Below are 18505 nucleotides of genomic sequence, written 5' to 3' on the forward strand. Positions count from 1 at the left end.
TTGTTTGAAATCATGATTATTTTTCCATACTAGCAGAAAAAGGGGGTACTATTTTGCTATTCCTTGAATCCATGGTCGATAAACTAAAATCTACCTTTTATAATTCTGTTGATTTTACAGCAAAAGAGATTTCATGGCCTAAAGAAAATTATGCGATTTTATGCTATTACAGTTCAATGGTTAATAAACGAGATGTTCAAGATCAACTTAACGTATTGAAACTTCAAGCAGCCGTAGATGAAGAAAAATGGACAGAGACAATGGCTTCTGTGAAGGAACCTTTCCAAATAGAAAAATTCGTTGATTATATTTGCCAAGGTGAAACCATCATTATTTTAATGACAGAACAGCAGATGGTACATCTTACTTTACCAGAGGTACCACATCGTGCTCCTGATGAACCTTTAAACGAACATATAATTCGTGGTTCTCATGAAGGGTTTATTGAGAATGCTGATGTAAATATAGGATTAATTCGTAAACGAATTCGAGTGCCAAATTTAGTTGTGAATAAAATGGAAATCGGTGTTGAAACAAAAACGGATGTCTACTACATCTACTTGGATCAAGTTGCTAATATACAATCAGTGTCGGAAGTTGAAAGGAAATTGAAATTGATGCAAGAAAGAACCCCAACTTTGTATACAGCCGGAGAAGTAGGTGACTATTTGGAGGAGTCTGTATACTCCCCGTTTCCGCAACTTTTAAATACAGAAAGGCCTGACCGTGTCTTGGCAAATTTAGTTGAAGGTAAAATTGCTATTTTAACAAGTATTTCACCGACAGTACTAATTGGACCTGTTACATTTTTCTCATTTTATCAGTCACCTGATGATTATAATGGGCGTGTTTTAGTTGGTTCTTTTTATAGAATAGTGCGTATATTCAGTTTTTTTAGCGCGGTATTTTTGCCTGCGTTTTATATTGCCATTGTCAGTTTTCATTTTGAAGTATTACCTTTGGAGTTAAGTAAAAAGCTTAAGTTAGATATTGGTGAAATTCCTTATCGACCAATTATAGAAGCGTTGTTACTTGAAATAATAATTGAGTTAATCAGGGAAGCGAGTATTCGGTTACCTCAAGCTGTTGTACAAACAATTGGTATTGTTGGTGGCTTAGTAATTGGAACTGTTATTGTGACTGCAGGACTTGTTTCTAACATGATGGTAATAGTTGTGGCTTTGACTGCCATTTCAAGTTATGTGGTTCCATCTGTGGAGATGAATATGTCCATTCGGATTTTACGTTTTCCATTTATGTTAGCCGCTGCTTTTATGGGCTTCTTCGGGATTGTCATTGGTAGTTTAGTTTTATTCGTTCATTTATTAAATTTAAGTTCTTTAAAGTCACCTTACTTTACTCCGATAGTGCCTTTTGAGCCTAAAAAAATAAAAAAAATATTTGTCCGTGGGCCGTTTGTAAAACCGGAACCACAAGTAAGTTCTTTTGATCCAGAAGGAAGTAAGAAATGAGTTTTAAGTTAACAAAAGTCCAATTCTTTGTAATGTTATTTTTTATCGAAACAGGTATCGTTTACATTTCGTTTCAGCAGGGGCTCATTAGAGGGGGAGGAAGAGACGCTTGGATAATGTTTGCTGTTACTGCAATCATTGTTTTTATACAGTTGCTCTTATTTGAAAAATACTACCAAAGATTCATATTAGGTAAAATTACATCTTGGCTTTATATTTTATATTGGCTTGCGCTTATTATTGGCTTTTTAGGCTATATGCAATATACCTTAAACACTTGGGTTATTCAAAGTACGCCTCCCATCATTACTTTAACTCTTATTCTTCTTGTCTCTTTATATATCAGTTTGAGTAGACCATCCACGATAATAAATTTAGGTGTATTAATCATTCCATTGGTGATTATTTTCATTGTATTTATATTGATTGCAACACATGAACTGAAATTTAGTAATGTTTTGCCACTTGGTACAAGTACGGTGCCTCAATGGCTAAGTGGTATGCATAATAGCTCAATAGCATTTATTGGAATAGAAAGCTATTTAATATTAAGAAAATATGTGTTGGAAAATGAAAAAGTAGCTGGGAAACCATTATTGATTTTTCATTTAATCGTTTCTATTTTTATGGGTGCTTCTGTTATCGGAACAGAATTTTACTACGCATTAAAAGAAATTAATTTAATTCCTGAGCCCATTATCTATATCTTAAAATCCCAAAAAGTTACATTTGTTAAACGACTAGATATATTTTTTATTTACATTTGGCTTGCTTGGGGCATTTTAACAATTAACCTATTTATTTTTAATATTCGTATTGTACTTTTTTCTAAAAAAAGAAAACATCCGCAACGAATGATGATTATTTTACATTGTTTTATTTTAGTCGTAACTTTGTTCTTAGTAAGTATATATCAAGTAGATTTGATTCGAAAATATATTGGTTACTTATATTATCCATTCACTATTGTTTTACCTACCATCATCATTATAAAGAATAGAAGGAGAGATTCCAAATGCGACAAGTCACAATAGTTTGTATGTTAAGTGTTGTGTTACTTGCTGGCTGTTGGGATGAACGGTTATATAAAAATTTAGCAGTTATATCAATTGCAGGAATCGAAGGCCATATGGGGGATTTGAAAGCTTATTACGCATATCCGAGTTCACCTAACGATCCTACAAAAGTTGCAATCGTTGAATCAGAAGGGCTAACACCAAGAGATGTTCGAAACAAAGCAGATTTAAAGACAGCACTAACGCTTGATTTATCAGAACTTTCTACTTATTTAATGGCAGAGGAAAGTGCATATGATGATATTTATCCTTTTTTAGATATTTTCTATCGTAATGCTCAAAATCCTATTACTACTAAATTTGCCATTACAAAAGGTTCTCCCAAAGACTTTATTGATGTTAAAAAGTCTTTACCATCTGGATTAGGAGAATATTATCAGGAATTTATAGAAAGTGTAGAGAGGAATTCTATTTTTCCAAAAGGCTTAGATATCCAACAAGCAGGATCAATGTTATTTGAAGAAGGGCAGGATTTAGTTTTACCTTATTTAAATAGAGATGAAAAGAATCAAACACCAATAGCTGAGGGTCTTGCTCTTTTTAATGGTAGAAAATTTACAGGGACAACTCTAGGAAAAAGGGATTCCTTATTTTTAGTCCTAGCAGCTTATGGAAAAGCGGATTCAGCTCGATTATCGTATATATTTAAAGAGGAAGATAAAAAAACACCTCTAACAGTCGATATTATTCGATATAAAAAGAAAATTAAAATCCAAGAACAAGGTAAATCAGCGAAAGTCTACCTAAAATCTACATTTAAAGTGAATATAGATGAGTATCCTTTAGATCATATTGGTGAACAAAAAGTGAAAAACAAATTAGAAAAATTTCTGGAGAAAAAAATAAAAAGTGAAACATTGAAAATGATCAAAAAATGCCAGGATGCATCTTCAGATCCTATAGGTATTGGAAAAAAAGCAAGAGCTAGTCGATCAAAAATTTGGAAGGAAGGCCATTGGAAAGAAATCTACAAAACATTAGATTTTAAAGTGGATGTGAATGTGAAAATTATTCGTTCAGGAATTTTAAAATGAGTAATCAGATCATTAAATATCATGAATTATTTATGTTAAATTTATATAAATACAACGAACAAATCTCCCTCAGTAAGAGGGAGATTCCATTCGTTGTATTTTTCGTTGTACAAAACGAAGTCGAATACTCAGGGTGAGTGCACCTGTAGCTAGACCGGATATAAGGCCAATCCAATAGCCGTAAGGACCAAGGTCGGTAAAATTCGCTAATATATAGCCTAGTGGTAACCCTATAACCCAATATGAAATTAATGCCATCACAAATGTCATGGTCACATCCTTATATCCACGAAGTGCACCTTGTATTGGTGCTTGAATCGCATCAGAAAGCTGGAAGAATGCAGCATATGTTAAAAAGTGGCCAGCAAGATGTACGACATTTAGATCATCACTATAAATCGCTGCGATTTGCTCTTTAAAAGTAAGTAGGATAGTTAAAGAAACAATACAAATAGATACAGCTGTTGCAATACATAGTAGGCTAAATGCTTTGGCATCCTTGAATCTTTTCGCTCCAGTTTCATAACCAATCAGAATCGTTGCCCCCATTGAGATACTTAAAGGAATCATATACAACAGACTTGCAAAATTCATCGCGATTTGATGAGCACCGATGACGGATGTACTGTAATTACTCATTAATATCGTAACGACTGAGAAAATACTTACTTCAGCAAAAATAGATAAGCCAATGGGTAATCCAAGTTTAATTATTTCCATACATTTAGATAAATTTATCTTTGGTAGTTTTTGATACAATTTGAAACCTGAAAATGGAACTTTTTTCATCGTGATGAAAATAGCAATCCCACAAATAAGCCAATACGTTATGGCAGATGCAACACCAGAGCCGACACCACCTAGTTCAGGGAACCCAAGATGCCCAAAAATAAAGAAGTAGTTAAAAATAATATTAATCGGAGTAGCTAGTAAAGTAATAATCATTGAAACTCTTGTTCGACCTAATGCATCTATGAAACAACGTAGTACGCTGTATATAAATAAAGGAATTAGACCAATACACATAGCAATAAGATATTGATATGCAACTCGGTGTACATCAGGTTCTAATGACATTTTAGATAGTAAAGGATTAATCGCCATCATCATGCCACATAAAATAATCAATGCAAGTGCAATTGCTACATAAAAACCTTGTTGAATTGAAAATGTTGCTTCTTTCTCTCTTTTCGCACCAACTAATTGTGCTACAATAGGGGTTATAGATAAGAGAATGCCTGATAATCCAGTATAAATAGGCATCCATATCGAAGAACCAATGGAAACACCTGCTAAATCAGCAGTACTATATTTACTTGACATTAAGGTGTCAAAAAATGACATCAAATATAACGCAATTTGGGTGATAAGAATAGGAAACACAATTTTCAACATGAGTATCCATTTTGCTCTTATCGTTGTTGTTTCATGCACTTGTTTTCATCTCCCATTATGTTGATATTCAAGCTGGGGCGGGTCCACATGAAGCGAACCCGATAGCCGTTGCGACACGATGTCGCAACCTTATGTCATTTTCCTAAATACGACCGCCACCGTTTTATTGACATGTTTTATTAAAGTAGTTCGTATAGTAAAATAAGTACCTGTTCAAAACAAAAGCAAGCTGGTCCTTCATTGTTCGAGTAGAATAGGAGAATTATAATGACTAAACAAACTGTAATATTAACTGGTGGCGGTACTGCAGGCCACGTTTCACTCAATCAAGCTATCATACCATCTTTCTTAGAAAAAGGCTATGATGTTCACTATATTGGCTCAAAAGACGGAATCGAAAAGGACATTATAGGTCAGGCTTTCCCTGATTTACAATATCATGCGATTTCAAGTGGGAAGTTAAGACGGTATTTCTCTATGAAAAACTTTACCGATCCATTTCGCGTGTTGGCAGGAATTTCACAAGCATTATCTATTATGCGTCGTGTAAAACCAATTGTTGTATTTTCGAAAGGTGGATTTGTTTCTGTACCAGTTGTCATGGCGGCCAAACTATCTGGCATTCCGGTTGTATCTCACGAATCAGACGTAACACCTGGTTTAGCAAACAAACTATCACTACCTTTTGCTTCACATATTTTCACAGTATTTAAACAAACGTTAAATCATTTACCAGCTGAAAAAGCGACATGCACCGGCTCTATTATTCGTTCCGAGTTATTTGAAGGAAAAAAAGACAAGGGGCTTGAAATGTGTGGCTTCCACAATGGAAAAGAAACCATTCTAATAATGGGCGGTAGCCAAGGATCTAAGTTCATCAACGATGCTGTTCGTTCGAACATGGTAGAATTGTTAAAAAACCATAATATTATTCATTTATGTGGGAAAGGTCATTTAGACGAAGCACTTGTTAATATGCCCGGCTACAAGCAATTTGAATATGTAACAACAGAATTACCAGATTTACTATATGCTTCTGATTATATTGTTTCTAGAGCTGGTTCCAATTCAATCTTTGAATTTTTAGCCCTTGAAAAACCAATGCTTTTAATACCACTTTCTTTACAGAAATCTCGTGGAGATCAAATTTTAAATGCGAAATTATTCTTTGAACAAGGGCTTGCAGAAGTTTTACAAGAGGAAGATCTAAATAATCAAAGCTTTATGAAAGCGATGGAAACACTAAAAGCTCATAAAGACTCACTAATCAAGAATATGCGAGAAGCCGAGTCTCCAAAAACGCCAGATGAAATGGTTGAACTAATTACTCAATACACAAAATAATATTTACTAGCCTTATAGAATAGTAGAAATTGAATATCGAATGCAAAAAGACCATCTAGTAAGCCTCACATAGGCGACTAAATGGTCTTTATTGTCTAAAAACGGAGTTCATACTTTCAGACCCTGCAGCTATTTGCAGTCCTGAATCGAAAACAATTTGACAGTTTTCAAACGGGGGGCTGAAATGACTCGAGGGTTCAACGTCCGCAGTATTATTAAGTGTTATCTGCAAGTCAACGTCCTCACCTTTCTGATAATTACATTGCCTGTTCTTCTGAAGTATTTTCTTGAGTTGCCATACAAAAATAAAAAGTATCTTTTTGAATCTTCAATAACTCGAACTTCTTCTCACCACGGTTGATCTCTTCATATAATGAAGGATGACTGTCTTTGGCATCCATTACATAACCAAGTTTAGCCGCAGCACGTATAGATTTTGTGTTTTCTTTTCTTATTTTAAGAAAGACACATTGAAAATCTAATTCAAAGAATAATTCTTTCAAAAATAATTCTTTTGCCTTTTGGTTATACCCCTTGCCTTGATGTGGAACACCAATCCATGTACCTAGGAATCCTGCGCCATCTTGCACATCATACAAAGTAATTGTTCCAATAGGTTGACCCCAATCATCTGTAATTGTACGAGATACTACCTTACCGTTTTCTTCATCTTCCATCAATTGGCTAGTCATAAACCAAAATTCATCTGCTGTCTCTGCCTTTTGACGCACAAAAGGGAAGACAGATGGGTGACTTAACAACTCAAAAAGCTCATTACATTCTTGCAATTCACGTCGCTTAATCATGCTGAACGCCTCCTTTTTAGGGGTGAACTTCTAATCCAGTTCTATCCCCGCTCGAAATTTTTCATTTAATGTTGCATAAAAAATTTCGGGGTGGGAATCGAACCCACTAGAACCAGCGAACACTGGTGGCGCACCATTTGCCTTCCCTATTGACTCTATAAAAAATAGGAATCACTTATGAAATTATTTTGCACTTTTACTATACTAAGAATTACTCAAAATGCAAAGAAAAAACTGTTGTTTTATGATAAAAAAATAATCGTAAAAATGACAAATGTGAACATGTTTTAAAAGGTTAAAATTTTTTTGTGATTTATTGCAAAGTTGAAATTTGTTAATATAAAGAAAAGCTATATTTTCTTCTAACCAAAAATAAGCAAAAAGATACTATTTTCATAATAAATAATATAATATACTTAGCTCTCACAAAATTTTATAGATATAAATAACTATAATTTAGTGACTTATAAAAGATAATTAGTCATATTAATGATATAAATTCGTAATTATTTTACTTGGCATGCGAAACTGAGCGGTTGTATGCTTTTCTGAATAGAATTATGATAAACATAGAGAATGGAGGCAGTTTTAATGTTTTTAAATTTATTGAAAGTTCATGGTTCAGGAAATACATTTTATTTATATGAAACGAAAGACGAAATGTTACTTAATTGGGTAAGCTTAACAAAATGGCTTTGCGACACTGCAAATCAAGGTGGAGCAGATGGATTATTATTAGTAGCACCTTCAAAAAAAGGGTTAGCTAAAATGCGCGTAATCAATGCAGATGGTACGGAAGCCTCAATGTGTGGAAATGGTCTACGATGTGTTGCTCGCTATGTATTAGAAAAGAATGGAGTAACAGAAGGATTGATTGAAACGATGAAAGCAACTCTACATGTAGCGAAAGAAAAACAGTTATTCGATGGGGTTCCAACTTATGGAGTAGAAATTGCACCAGTTTCATTTGAACTTTCTTCATTGCCGATGAAAGTGGAAGACAAGACGACTTTGATTAATGAAGAGTACTCTAAATTAGCAAGCGATATTGCTTTTACAGCTGTTTCAGTGCCTAATCCGCATTTAATTGGTTTTGTTTCAAAAGAAAAAATTGAAAATACAGAACATCAAGAAAAGTTAGCTTCCTACTTAAATGGTCCAAATCCAGTTTGTCCTGACGGAGTCAATGTAAGTTATGTTTATCCAATCAGTGATAACGAAATATATGTTCGAACTTTCGAGAGAGGTGTTGGATTTACAAATGCATGTGGAACTGCAATGACAGCTTCTGCATTAGTATCAAGAATCTTAGATTTCACTGCAAAAGAAAAAATTACCGTATTTAATCCTGGAGGCTTTGTTCAATGCCTAGTACAACAGGAACAAGATCATTACAGTTTAAAATTAGTAGGAAACGCTACAGTTACTGCAACTTATACCTTAGAAGTTGATGGTGAAAATTATTCTTATACAGCAATTCAAGAAACGAATGAACAACAATCGTATAATTCGCTTATTGAATTTGCTTCAAAGAGATTACCACTACAGTTTACTAATTGATATTGAGGTGTTGGCATGTCAGAAGTTTTTATAACAAAAGAGCAATTTAATACCCTTTATCAATTAAATAAAGGTTTTGTTTTCCTTTTAGAACTTGTAGAAGATAAATTTCAATATTTATATATAAATCAGTCTGCTGAAACAGTATTTAAAACAAATCCAGAAGGTGAATTTCTCGCAAATGTTATACATTCAGAAGTTCGAAACACTATAGAAGAAAATTATCGTAAGGCAATTATTACGAAACAGCAAGTAACCTATCGTGATTTTTATTTGTTCTCAGAAAATGGATATACAAATGAGACAGTTTGTACGCCTATTTTCCAAGGAGAACGTACATATTTATTGGCAATAACAAATAATATATCAGATCAAAAAACATTAGAAGAAAAGTATGTGTTTTTACAATCCTTATTTGAAGATAAGATTGATCCTACTGTTATCTTATTAAAAGATTTTACAATATATGAAGTGAATCCAATATTTAATAACGTATTTGATTACAGCCTTAAAAAAAATCAAAATCTTATGGATTCAGGTTTTATCAACATTGAGAATGAAAAAAAGTATTTACAATATATAGATGATACTTTTCGTGGTATCGGTACATCGTCTGTCATTTTTACACATGAGAAACAAGAAAGTTATATGAGGAACTTTCTTGTTAGTTTCTCACCTGTCTATATGGATCATGATGTTATGGCCATCTGCATTCAGTGGCAAGAAATTAAAAGTACAACCCAACTAAAAAAGGATTTACTTCAAACAAATTTATTGTTAGATAGTTACAAGGATGCATTAAATATAGCTGCTAATATTTGTATTACAGATGCAAATGGGGTTATTGAATATGTTAATGCTGGCTTTGAAAAGCAAACACAGTATTCTTCAACGGAATTAGTTGGGAACACACATAAACTATTACATTCACGAGAACAATCTAATGAATTTTACAAAAACTTATGGAATTGTATTTTAAATGGTGAAATATGGCGTGGAGAAATGTGTAATCGAACAAAATATGGAAGAACATATTGGGCAGATACAACGATCGTACCAATCAAAAATGCGAAAGGTGATATTACAAATTTCTTAGCGATAAGTTTAGATATTTCCGAAAAGAAATCTATTATGACCAATCTTAGAAATGTAGAAAAGCTATTTCGTTTGATAACAGAGCATACTAATGATTTAATCATCATAACAAGTGAAGATGGTATTATCCTATACATTTCACCAAATCATGAAGCTCGTTTGGGGTACGATAACGAAGAGTTACTTGGAAAATTCTTTTCAGAAATATTAGCACCAACTAGTACTGAACTATTGGTTCAAGTGTTTGATACCATGATGAAAGATTTAGGGAATTCGAAATTGGAATTAGAAATTATTTCGAAAGATGGTCAAAGTTTCTGGATGGAAGTACAAGTATCCGCAGTAAATGATTCGGAACGTAATGGAGTGAAACAATTTGTAACAGTTGCTCGTGAGATTACAGAGCGTAAAGAAATGGAAGAAAAACTTCGATTCCTTGCGTATCATGATAGTTTAACACTATTACCAAATAGACGATATCTATTAGAAAGGTTTGAAGAAATTGCTAATAATGCAGACTCTTCTAAAAGTTCTGTAGCTATTTTATTTATTGATGGAGATAATTTTAAACGTATAAATGATGTATATGGTCATGATGTAGGAGACGAATTTATTAGAAAATTTGGTAAGGCACTCTCGTCAAGCTTAAGAGACAGCGATATTATCGCGCGTATTGGTGGAGACGAATTTGTAGTCATTTTAACGAAGATGTCCAAAAATACAACTAAAAGAGAAAAACAAATTGATCAAACAATAAAGAGAATACAAAAAATCCTTCGCTTGGGATGGGAAATTGGTAATGAACATTTCTCACCAACCTCTTCAATTGGAATAGCAAGCTATCCTGAAGATGGTACTGAAATTGCACTATTATTAGATAAAGCAGATACAGCATTATATTATGCTAAAAAAATATCAGGAAAAGATTCCTATCATTTTGCCTGTAAGTAAGAATGGACGAGATGTACATGACACAGCATATTTTATTGGTAGAAGATGAAAAAAATATTGCGCGGTTTATCGAACTTGAATTAAAGCACGAGCAATTTAATGTAACAATTTGTTATAACGGGCGAGAAGGTTTACAAGAGGCACTTAATGAGAACAAACATTATGATATCATTCTCTTAGATGTGATGCTTCCAGAGTTAAATGGTATCGAAGTATGTAGAAGGGTAAGAGGCCATTCACAAGTACCAATTATCTTAATAACTGCTAGAGATGCAGTAATGGATCGGGTAGCCGGACTCGATGCTGGAGCAGATGATTATATCGTCAAACCTTTTGCAATTGAAGAACTGCTTGCACGAATTCGTTCAATTTTAAGAAGAACAAGCCAAGAACAAAAGAAAACACCATTACTCCAATACAAAAACATCAAAATTAACCAAGATGCGTATTGCGCATATGTCGATGATAGCTTACTTGAACTTACAAAAACTGAATTCGACTTATTAAGCCTACTTATTAATAATAAAAATCGAGTATGCACGCGAGATCAAATACTTGAAAATGTGTGGGGCTATCAAACAGATGTTGAAACAAATGTAGTAGATGTTTATATTCGTCATTTAAGATCCAAACTACCAAAAGAAGCGAGTTCTTACATTGAAACTGTGAGAGGAGTAGGGTATGTGATTAGAGAATGAAAAATCTAAATAGTTTATCTTTTAAAAATCAATCCTTAAAAACAAAGTGGGCGCTTACGTCCGCTTTTGTTATTTTTGTTAGTTTTGCAATTATTTGCTCCGTATTATATTGGTCGATTCATACGTGGTTATTATCGGAACAACAACAAATAGTCAATCGAACAATGGACGATATAACAGGTTTTTTTGAATCACAAGGAAGTGGAATAACCATTGACGATATACGTTCAAATAAGGGATTGATGAATTCAATCGTAAACAAAGATCAAACGGTCCGAATATTAAATAAAGACGGTATCGAAATTTTACGCATTAACGATACCGTTTCTAAAATTCCTGATGTGCCCAGTAACATTCCTCCTGAAGGTTATGTTGTAAATACACAAAAGATTGATGGAACAAAAAGCTTTGTTGCAACTGGTAAACTACAAATAGGGCCTATTCAAGGATATATACAGTTGGCACATCCATTAACATCATTTAATTCGTTGATGAATTATTTGCTTATGGCTATGTTAATACTAGGTGTAGGTGCATTGGTATTATCCGCATACATTGGTTATGCGTTAGCAACTGTTCTTTTAAAACCACTACGAGATTTACGCATGGAAATGACAACAGTTGCTGAAAAGGGATTTCAAGCTCCAATTCATATGGAGTATGATCAAGATGACGAAATTGGTGATCTATTACGAGTCTATCGCAAGATGATGGGGGAACTAGAGCAATCCTTCCTTTTACAACAACAATTCATCTCAGATGCCTCACACGAGCTTAGAACGCCTGTTCAAGTTGTAGAAGGACATTTATCCTTAATCGCTCGATGGGGAAAGAATGACCCGGAAGTATTAGATGAGTCACTCGAAACATCTTTAGCAGAAATTAAACGCATGAAAAGTCTGATTGAAGAAATGTTAGAGCTTGCTAGAGGTCAATCAAAAGATTATGAAGAAAAATGTGATATAAAAGCAATTACATCCGATATCATTCAAGAACAAATCCTTCTTCATCCAGAGGCTACAATCACAGTCGAGCATCATAACCTAACCATACAATATGCAGCTATTTCATCAAATGCTTATGGACAAGTCTTACGCAACTTGTTGCAAAATGCTATTCGGTATTCTGATGAAAAGGTACATATTCAAATTTACTTGACAAATGACATGAAGAATTGCAAAATCGAAGTCGAAGATAACGGTATTGGGATCGCTGAAAATGACTTACCACATATTTTTGAACGGTTCTATCGTGCAGATAAAGCACGTTCAAGAGATGAAGGCGGCACAGGTTTAGGACTTAGTATCGTGAAGATGTTAGTCAATAAGTATGGCGGTAAAATAACTGTAACTAGTAAACTGGGTACTGGAACAAAATTCAAAGTAATACTACCTTCTGAAAAATAGCATTTTTCTTAGGATTTATTCGGGAATTTCATCATTCAAGATAAAAATTGCTCAATTCTCTCAATAATATTGAATTTTTTGTGAAGAGTAGTAAGATTGAAAGGAAAAAGTTCTTCCAGCATACAGCAATACATACGTGTATCTTCAGCAGGAAGAATGGTAAAATATACAGTGGATTTTCAGAATTATACTTTTTAATTAATGGAACTGCCACTTGGCAAAAAAGTTGGAGGTAATTCTCATGTCAAACAACGTTTCACTTGCAAGCTCTCCATGGGCTGCTTTTTCAGGTCCAAACCTCGGCTATGTAATGGATATGTATGATTTATACTTAACATCTCCTGAAGAAGTCGATGCAGATCTTGTGGCTTTATTTGAACAATACGGCGCTCCAGTTGTAGAGTCAATTGAAAGCACTACAACAGTTGAACCAGGAAATATTGCTAAAATTTTAGCTGCTGTACAATATGCAGATAATATCCGTGCACATGGTCATTTAGCAGCAGATATATATCCTTTAAATAACCAAACAAAAGACTCTACTCGTATTGAAGCGTCTACTTACGGATTAACTGATCAGGATTTAGTGAATATTCCTGCATCTGTTTTATTAAATGATATTCCTGTAAACGTTCACAATGGATTAGATGCCATTAATTACCTTAAATCAATTTATACAAGCAAAATTGCTTATGAATTTAATCACGTTGTAGGTAAAGACGAAAGAAAATGGATTCAATCTAAGATTGAAAGTGGATTACTTAACGGTAAACTTTCTTCTGAAGATAAAAAAGAAGTTCTTTCAATGCTAAACAAAGTTGAAGGTTTTGAACAATTCTTGCACAAGACTTTTGTTGGGGTTAAACGTTTCTCAATCGAAGGTGTTGACTCATTAGTTGTATTAATCGAAGAAATCATCAAAGGTTCAGAAGTCAAAGGCGCTAAAGACATCATGATCGGTATGGCTCACCGTGGTCGTTTAAATGTGCTTACACATAATGTTCACAAATCATATGAAATGATGTTAGCTGACTTTGCTCATGTACCAAGTGAATTATTTATACCTGAAGACGGTTCTTTAGAAGTTACAAAAGGTTGGTCAAATGATGCGAAATATCACCTTGGTGCAACATACAAATCTCCAAAAGGTACAACAATCAAATTAGCTTACAACCCATCTCACTTAGAAGTAGTTAGCCCAGTTGTTACTGGTCAAGCTCGTGCAGCTCAAGATAATACTTCTAAACCAGGTCTTCCAGAACATGATGCAAGTAAAGCTCTTGCAATCTTAGTTCATGGTGATGCAGCGTTTGCTGGTCAAGGGATTGTAACTGAAACACTAAACTACTCTCGCACTAATGGTTTCAATACAGGTGGTTCAGTTCATATTATTGCGAATAATATGATTGGTTTCACAACTGAACGTTTTGATTCTCGTTCTACAGTATATTCTTCAGACCCTGCAAAAGGTTATGAAGTACCAGTTATTCATGTAAACGCTGATTCTCCTGAAGAGGTTGTTCAAGTTGCACGTTTTGCTGTTGAATACCGCGCAAAATTTGGTAAAGATATTGTAATCGATTTAATTGGTTATCGTCGCTATGGTCATAATGAAATGGATGAACCAATGATTACTAACCCAGAAATGTACAATATTGTACACAACCGCGATACAGTTCGTGCATTATATGGAAAAGAATTAGTTGCTGAAGGCGTTGTAACAGAAGAAGAAGTTACAAAACTTCAAAAAGATATTAAAGATGAATTACAAGCTGCACTTGATCATGTAAAAGAAGTTGGTAAAGGTCAAGTAACTAGCCACGAAATGCCAGATGCAGTGAAGAACGGTTTCCCAGAAGGTATCGAAACAGCTGTTGAAAAAGAACGCTTAGAAAAAATGAATGAAGAACTTCTTGCATTCCCAGAAGACTTCAACGTATTCAAAAAATTAAGCAAAATCTTAAACCGTCGTCGCGATCCTTTCGAAGGAAAAGGTAAAATCGACTGGGGTCACGCTGAAACACTTGCTTTCGGTACAATTCTTCAAGATGGTTACCCAGTACGAATTACTGGTCAAGATGTTCAACGTGGTACATTCTCACAACGTCACCTAGTTCTACATGACGAAAAAGACGGTAAAGAAATCGTGCCATTACACAACATTTCTGGCTCACATGCTTCATTTGCAGCAATTAATAGCCCATTATCTGAAGCTTCAATCGTAGGTTACGAATACGGTTATAACTTAGAAAACGAAAAAGCTCTAACAATTTGGGAAGCACAATATGGTGACTTTGCAAACATGGCACAAGTTATGTTTGATAACTTCATCTCAGGAACTCGTTCTAAATGGGGTGTTAAATCAGGCGTAGTATTATCAATGCCACACTCTGCTGAAGGTCAAGGTTCAGAACATACAAGTGCTCGTCTAGAACGATTCTTACAATTATCAGCTGAAAATAACTGGACAGTTGTAATGCTTTCTAGCGCTGCAAACTACTTCCACTTATTGCGTCATCAAGCAGCTGTTCTTGGTACTGAATCAGTACGTCCATTAGTTATGATGTCTCCAAAATCACTTCTACGTAACCAAATCGTAGCAGCTGATGTTGAAGAATTAACAACTGGTCACTATCGTACTGTAATCGAACACCCAACAACAGGTAAAAATGCGAAAAAAGTTGAAAAAATCGTATTTGCTTCAGGTAAAATGGCAATTGATATTGCTGAAAAAGTAGGCGAAGGTGAAGGTTATGATCACTTACATTTAGTACGTGTTGAACAACTATATCCATTCCCTAAAGAAGAAATTGCTGAAATCCTTGCAAAATTCCCTAACGTTAAAACTCTTGCTTGGGCACAAGAAGAGCCTAAAAACATGGGTTCTTGGTTCTTTGCAGATCCATTCTTACGCGACTTAGCAACTGATGCTCAAGATGTTGTTTATGTAGGACGTCCTGAACATTCTAGCCCAGCGGAAGGTGACGCTGACTCTTACAAAGAAGCACAAACAGCCGTAATCGACCAAGCTGTTGCAAAATAGTAGAGCAATCAACTAAAGGAGGAAAATTAAAGTGGCAGAAATTATCGTTCCAGAATTAGCAGAATCTATTACAGAAGGTGAAATCGTACGTTGGGTTAAACAAGTTGGTGACCACGTAGAAAAAGGCGAATTCATCGTTGAGTTAGAAACAGATAAAGTAAATGCTGAAATCATTTCTGAAGAAGCAGGTGTTCTTACAGAAATTTTAGCAAACGAAGGCGATGTTGTAGAAGTAGGCGCTGTAATCGCAAAAGTTGAAGCAGGCGCAGCTGCAGCAGCACCAGCTCCAAAAGAAGCTCCAAAAGCTGAAGAACCAAAACAAGAAGCACCAAAAGCAGAAGCAAAACCTGTTGCTGCACCAGTGGTAGAAGAAACATCATCAAACGAACGTGTTATTGCTAGCCCAGCAGCTCGTAAATTAGCTCGTGAAAAAGGTATCGATCTTGCAGCTGTTTCACCAGTAGATCCACAAGGTCGCGTACGTGTTCAAGACGTTGCAGCATTTGGTAACGCTCCTGTAGCACCAGCTGCTGCACCACAACAAGCAGCTCCAAAAGCAGCACCAGCTGAAAAAGCTGTAGATGAATCACGTGTTGATGCTGTTAAAATGACTCGTCGTCAACAAACTGCAGCAAAACGCTTACTTGAAGTATCTCAAACTACTGCAATGCTAACTACATTCAACGAAATCGACATGACAAACGTTATGGCACTTCGTAAACGTAAAAAAGATGCATTCCAAGAAGCACATGACGGTACTCGCCTTGGTTTCATGTCATTCTTCACTAAAGCAGTAACAGCTGCACTTAGAAAATACCCGGCTGTAAATGCTAAAATCGTTGGTGACGAAATTCACTACAACAAATTCTTTGATATCGGTGTTGCCGTATCTACTCCAGATGGATTAGTTGTACCAAACGTTCGTGATACTGATCGCAAAAACTTTGCTGAAATCGAAGCTTCAATTGCTGACTTAGCAACAAAAGCTCGCAACAAAAAATTATCACTTCAAGATCTTGAAGGTGGCTCATTCACTATCACAAACGGTGGTGTATTCGGTTCATTAATGTCTACACCTATCATTAACGGAGATCAAGCTGCGATACTAGGTATGCACAATATCGTAAAACGCCCAATCGCAGTTGGTGACGAAATCCAACTTCGCCCAATGATGTACGTAGCATTATCTTATGACCACCGCCTAATCAACGGTAAAGAATCAGTTGGATTCTTAAAAATGGTTAAAGACTTAATCGAAAACCCAGAAGATTTACTTCTAGAAGCTTAATCTGACGGACTTTTCCGAACCTATCACTTACACTCAGACCACCCTTTAATTAGGGTGGTTTTTTTGTTTTTTAAGCGCCGTGACTCCCATATGACTCCCGGAGCTTTTTTTTGTTGGTTCATTTAAGTAATTTATGAGCAAATCTGTGGTTTTTTCGATTGCTTCGGTAGTCACGTGAGTATAGATGTTCAAAGTTGTTTCAATATGAGCATGGCCCAATAATTTTTGAACGACTTTGATATCTGCACCTGCGGCAAATAATAGAGATGCACAAGAATGACGTAGACCATGTACAGTTATACGAGGTAACTCAAAACGCTTGCAAAGCTTGTTTAAGACTTCGTTCACATAAGAGTTGCGAAAAGGGTCAAAAGAAGACTCCTTAATGAAAATGAACTTATGTTTTACCTTTTCTCCAGATATAAGACGAAGTTTCTTATTTTGTCTAACAAGATCCTTGAGTACAGTAAAAGTTTCTGAATCTAAATGAATATCACGATTAGATGATGAGGTTTTAGGCTTTAATAATTGGTAGTTACCATCTTCGTCATAAAAGAGTGTTTTCGTAATACTTATACTTTGTGTATCATCATGCATATCATTTTCTTGTAGAGCTAGAAGTTCACCTTTACGCATTCCTGTTAAGAGTAATGTACGGAACAGAGCGTATTGTTTTAGAGTATCGGTTGCCTTTAGCCTTTCTAAGAAGTAAATTGATTGTTCTTTATCCCAGAATTTTTCTAGTTTTTGATCCTCTTCAAAGATTGTAGTCTTAGGATATACAGTGTTATTGAAAGGGGATGACTCAATATAATCATTCCGTACCGCATAATCAAATACATTTCTTGCTTGGATTACAATGGGTTTATATGACTTCAATTGAGTGGACATAAAGTCTATATATTTTTGACAATCTTTCTTTGTAATTTCTTTTAATCTTTTTTCTCCAAATGTAGGAAGAATCCATTTTTTAAAATCAACAGACTTTCTATAAATCGTAGAGGGTTTAAGGTGTTTTGAATACTCTTCTTCAAATTCTAGAAAGATATTTTTATAAAAGTAATGAGACTTAGAATTTTTGGAAAGACTAGCTTCCTCAGCTTCTAATTGTTTAGCTGCAAATTTAGCATCGCTAAGCTTTTTAAACCCTCGTCGAGTGGTCTTTCTTTTCTCTCTAGTTACTGGATCAGTAAGTGTTATACGTATTAACCAAAACACGCCTTCGGTTGTTTTATATTTTGAAAATGACGCCATATTCATCCTCCTAGGCTAAATATTTTCTAATTACATATATCGTAGCATCAAGCATCAGTAGATGATGTGCAGGTTTATAACAA

13 protein-coding genes are annotated in these 18505 nt (G+C 34.8%); 10 read left to right on the forward strand and 3 right to left on the reverse strand.

The genetic code is table 11. The annotated features are described in order from the left end of the window. Positions 1-53: 53 nt before the first annotated feature. The 3 genes from ACIQ4I_RS12080 to ACIQ4I_RS12090 are packed head-to-tail and all read left to right on the forward strand — an operon-like array spanning position 54 to position 3582. Complete coding sequence (locus tag ACIQ4I_RS12080; RefSeq protein ID WP_403096228.1) at positions 54-1472, forward strand: spore germination protein; 1419 nt, start codon at positions 54-56, stop codon at positions 1470-1472. Then, positions 1469-2506, forward strand: coding sequence for a GerAB/ArcD/ProY family transporter (locus tag ACIQ4I_RS12085; RefSeq protein WP_403096229.1), 1038 nt, complete (start codon positions 1469-1471; stop codon positions 2504-2506). The genes ACIQ4I_RS12080 and ACIQ4I_RS12085 overlap by 4 nt, the downstream gene beginning before the upstream one ends. Continuing rightward, positions 2488-3582, forward strand: a complete 1095-nt coding sequence (locus ACIQ4I_RS12090) for a Ger(x)C family spore germination protein (protein WP_403096230.1) — start codon at positions 2488-2490, stop codon at positions 3580-3582. Before ACIQ4I_RS12085 ends, ACIQ4I_RS12090 begins: the two co-directional genes overlap by 19 nt. Positions 3583-3651: 69 nt before the next feature. Here the strand turns inward: ACIQ4I_RS12090 and ACIQ4I_RS12095 are convergent, their stop codons facing one another. Next, positions 3652-5016 (reverse strand): MATE family efflux transporter, encoded by a 1365-nt coding sequence (locus ACIQ4I_RS12095; protein ID WP_403096231.1) that lies wholly within the window; start codon positions 5014-5016, stop codon positions 3652-3654. Positions 5017-5244: 228 nt separating this feature from the next. On the opposite strand from ACIQ4I_RS12095, the gene ACIQ4I_RS12100 reads away from it, so the two are divergent. Continuing rightward, the gene (locus tag ACIQ4I_RS12100; protein ID WP_403096232.1) at positions 5245-6321 is read left to right on the forward strand and encodes an undecaprenyldiphospho-muramoylpentapeptide beta-N-acetylglucosaminyltransferase; all 1077 of its coding nucleotides are present in this window, start codon (positions 5245-5247) and stop codon (positions 6319-6321) included. Positions 6322-6578: 257 nt separating this feature from the next. Here the strand turns inward: ACIQ4I_RS12100 and ACIQ4I_RS12105 are convergent, their stop codons facing one another. Next, on the reverse strand, positions 6579-7127 hold the full coding sequence (locus ACIQ4I_RS12105) for a GNAT family N-acetyltransferase (protein WP_397537926.1): 549 nt from the start codon (positions 7125-7127) through the stop codon (positions 6579-6581). A gap of 591 nt (positions 7128-7718) precedes the next feature. Here ACIQ4I_RS12105 and dapF point away from each other — a divergent pair. The 6 genes from dapF (at position 7719) to odhB (ending at position 17168) form a co-directional block, all read left to right on the forward strand. Next, positions 7719-8687: a diaminopimelate epimerase gene (dapF, locus tag ACIQ4I_RS12110; RefSeq protein WP_403096233.1), complete on the forward strand. Its 969-nt coding sequence runs from the start codon at positions 7719-7721 to the stop codon at positions 8685-8687. 15 nt (positions 8688-8702) lie between these two features. After that, a complete protein-coding gene (locus tag ACIQ4I_RS12115) occupies positions 8703-10733 on the forward strand; it encodes a PAS domain S-box protein (RefSeq protein WP_403096234.1) in 2031 nt (676 codons plus the stop codon). Positions 10734-10750: 17 nt separating this feature from the next. Continuing rightward, entirely contained in the window at positions 10751-11431 is a 681-nt protein-coding gene (locus ACIQ4I_RS12120) for a response regulator transcription factor (RefSeq protein WP_403096235.1), read from the forward strand. Beyond that, a complete protein-coding gene (locus ACIQ4I_RS12125; protein ID WP_403096236.1) occupies positions 11428-12837 on the forward strand; it encodes a HAMP domain-containing sensor histidine kinase in 1410 nt (469 codons plus the stop codon). Before ACIQ4I_RS12120 ends, ACIQ4I_RS12125 begins: the two co-directional genes overlap by 4 nt. A 241-nt stretch (positions 12838-13078) precedes the next feature. Continuing rightward, positions 13079-15880, forward strand: a complete 2802-nt coding sequence (locus ACIQ4I_RS12130; RefSeq protein WP_403096237.1) for a 2-oxoglutarate dehydrogenase E1 component — start codon at positions 13079-13081, stop codon at positions 15878-15880. Positions 15881-15911: 31 nt separating this feature from the next. Further along, positions 15912-17168 carry a 2-oxoglutarate dehydrogenase complex dihydrolipoyllysine-residue succinyltransferase gene (gene odhB, locus ACIQ4I_RS12135; protein ID WP_403096238.1) on the forward strand — a complete coding sequence of 419 codons (1257 nt, stop codon included), beginning with the start codon at positions 15912-15914 and terminating at the stop codon, positions 17166-17168. Between the two features lie 45 nt (positions 17169-17213). Here the strand turns inward: odhB and ACIQ4I_RS12140 are convergent, their stop codons facing one another. Beyond that, the gene (locus tag ACIQ4I_RS12140) at positions 17214-18422 is read right to left on the reverse strand and encodes a tyrosine-type recombinase/integrase (RefSeq protein ID WP_403096239.1); all 1209 of its coding nucleotides are present in this window, start codon (positions 18420-18422) and stop codon (positions 17214-17216) included. Between the last annotated feature and the right edge of the window lie 83 nt (positions 18423-18505).

The sequence above is a fragment of the Rummeliibacillus sp. NPDC094406 genome, assembly GCF_044763875.1.
Classification (GTDB): Bacteria; Bacillota; Bacilli; order Bacillales_A; family Planococcaceae; genus Rummeliibacillus.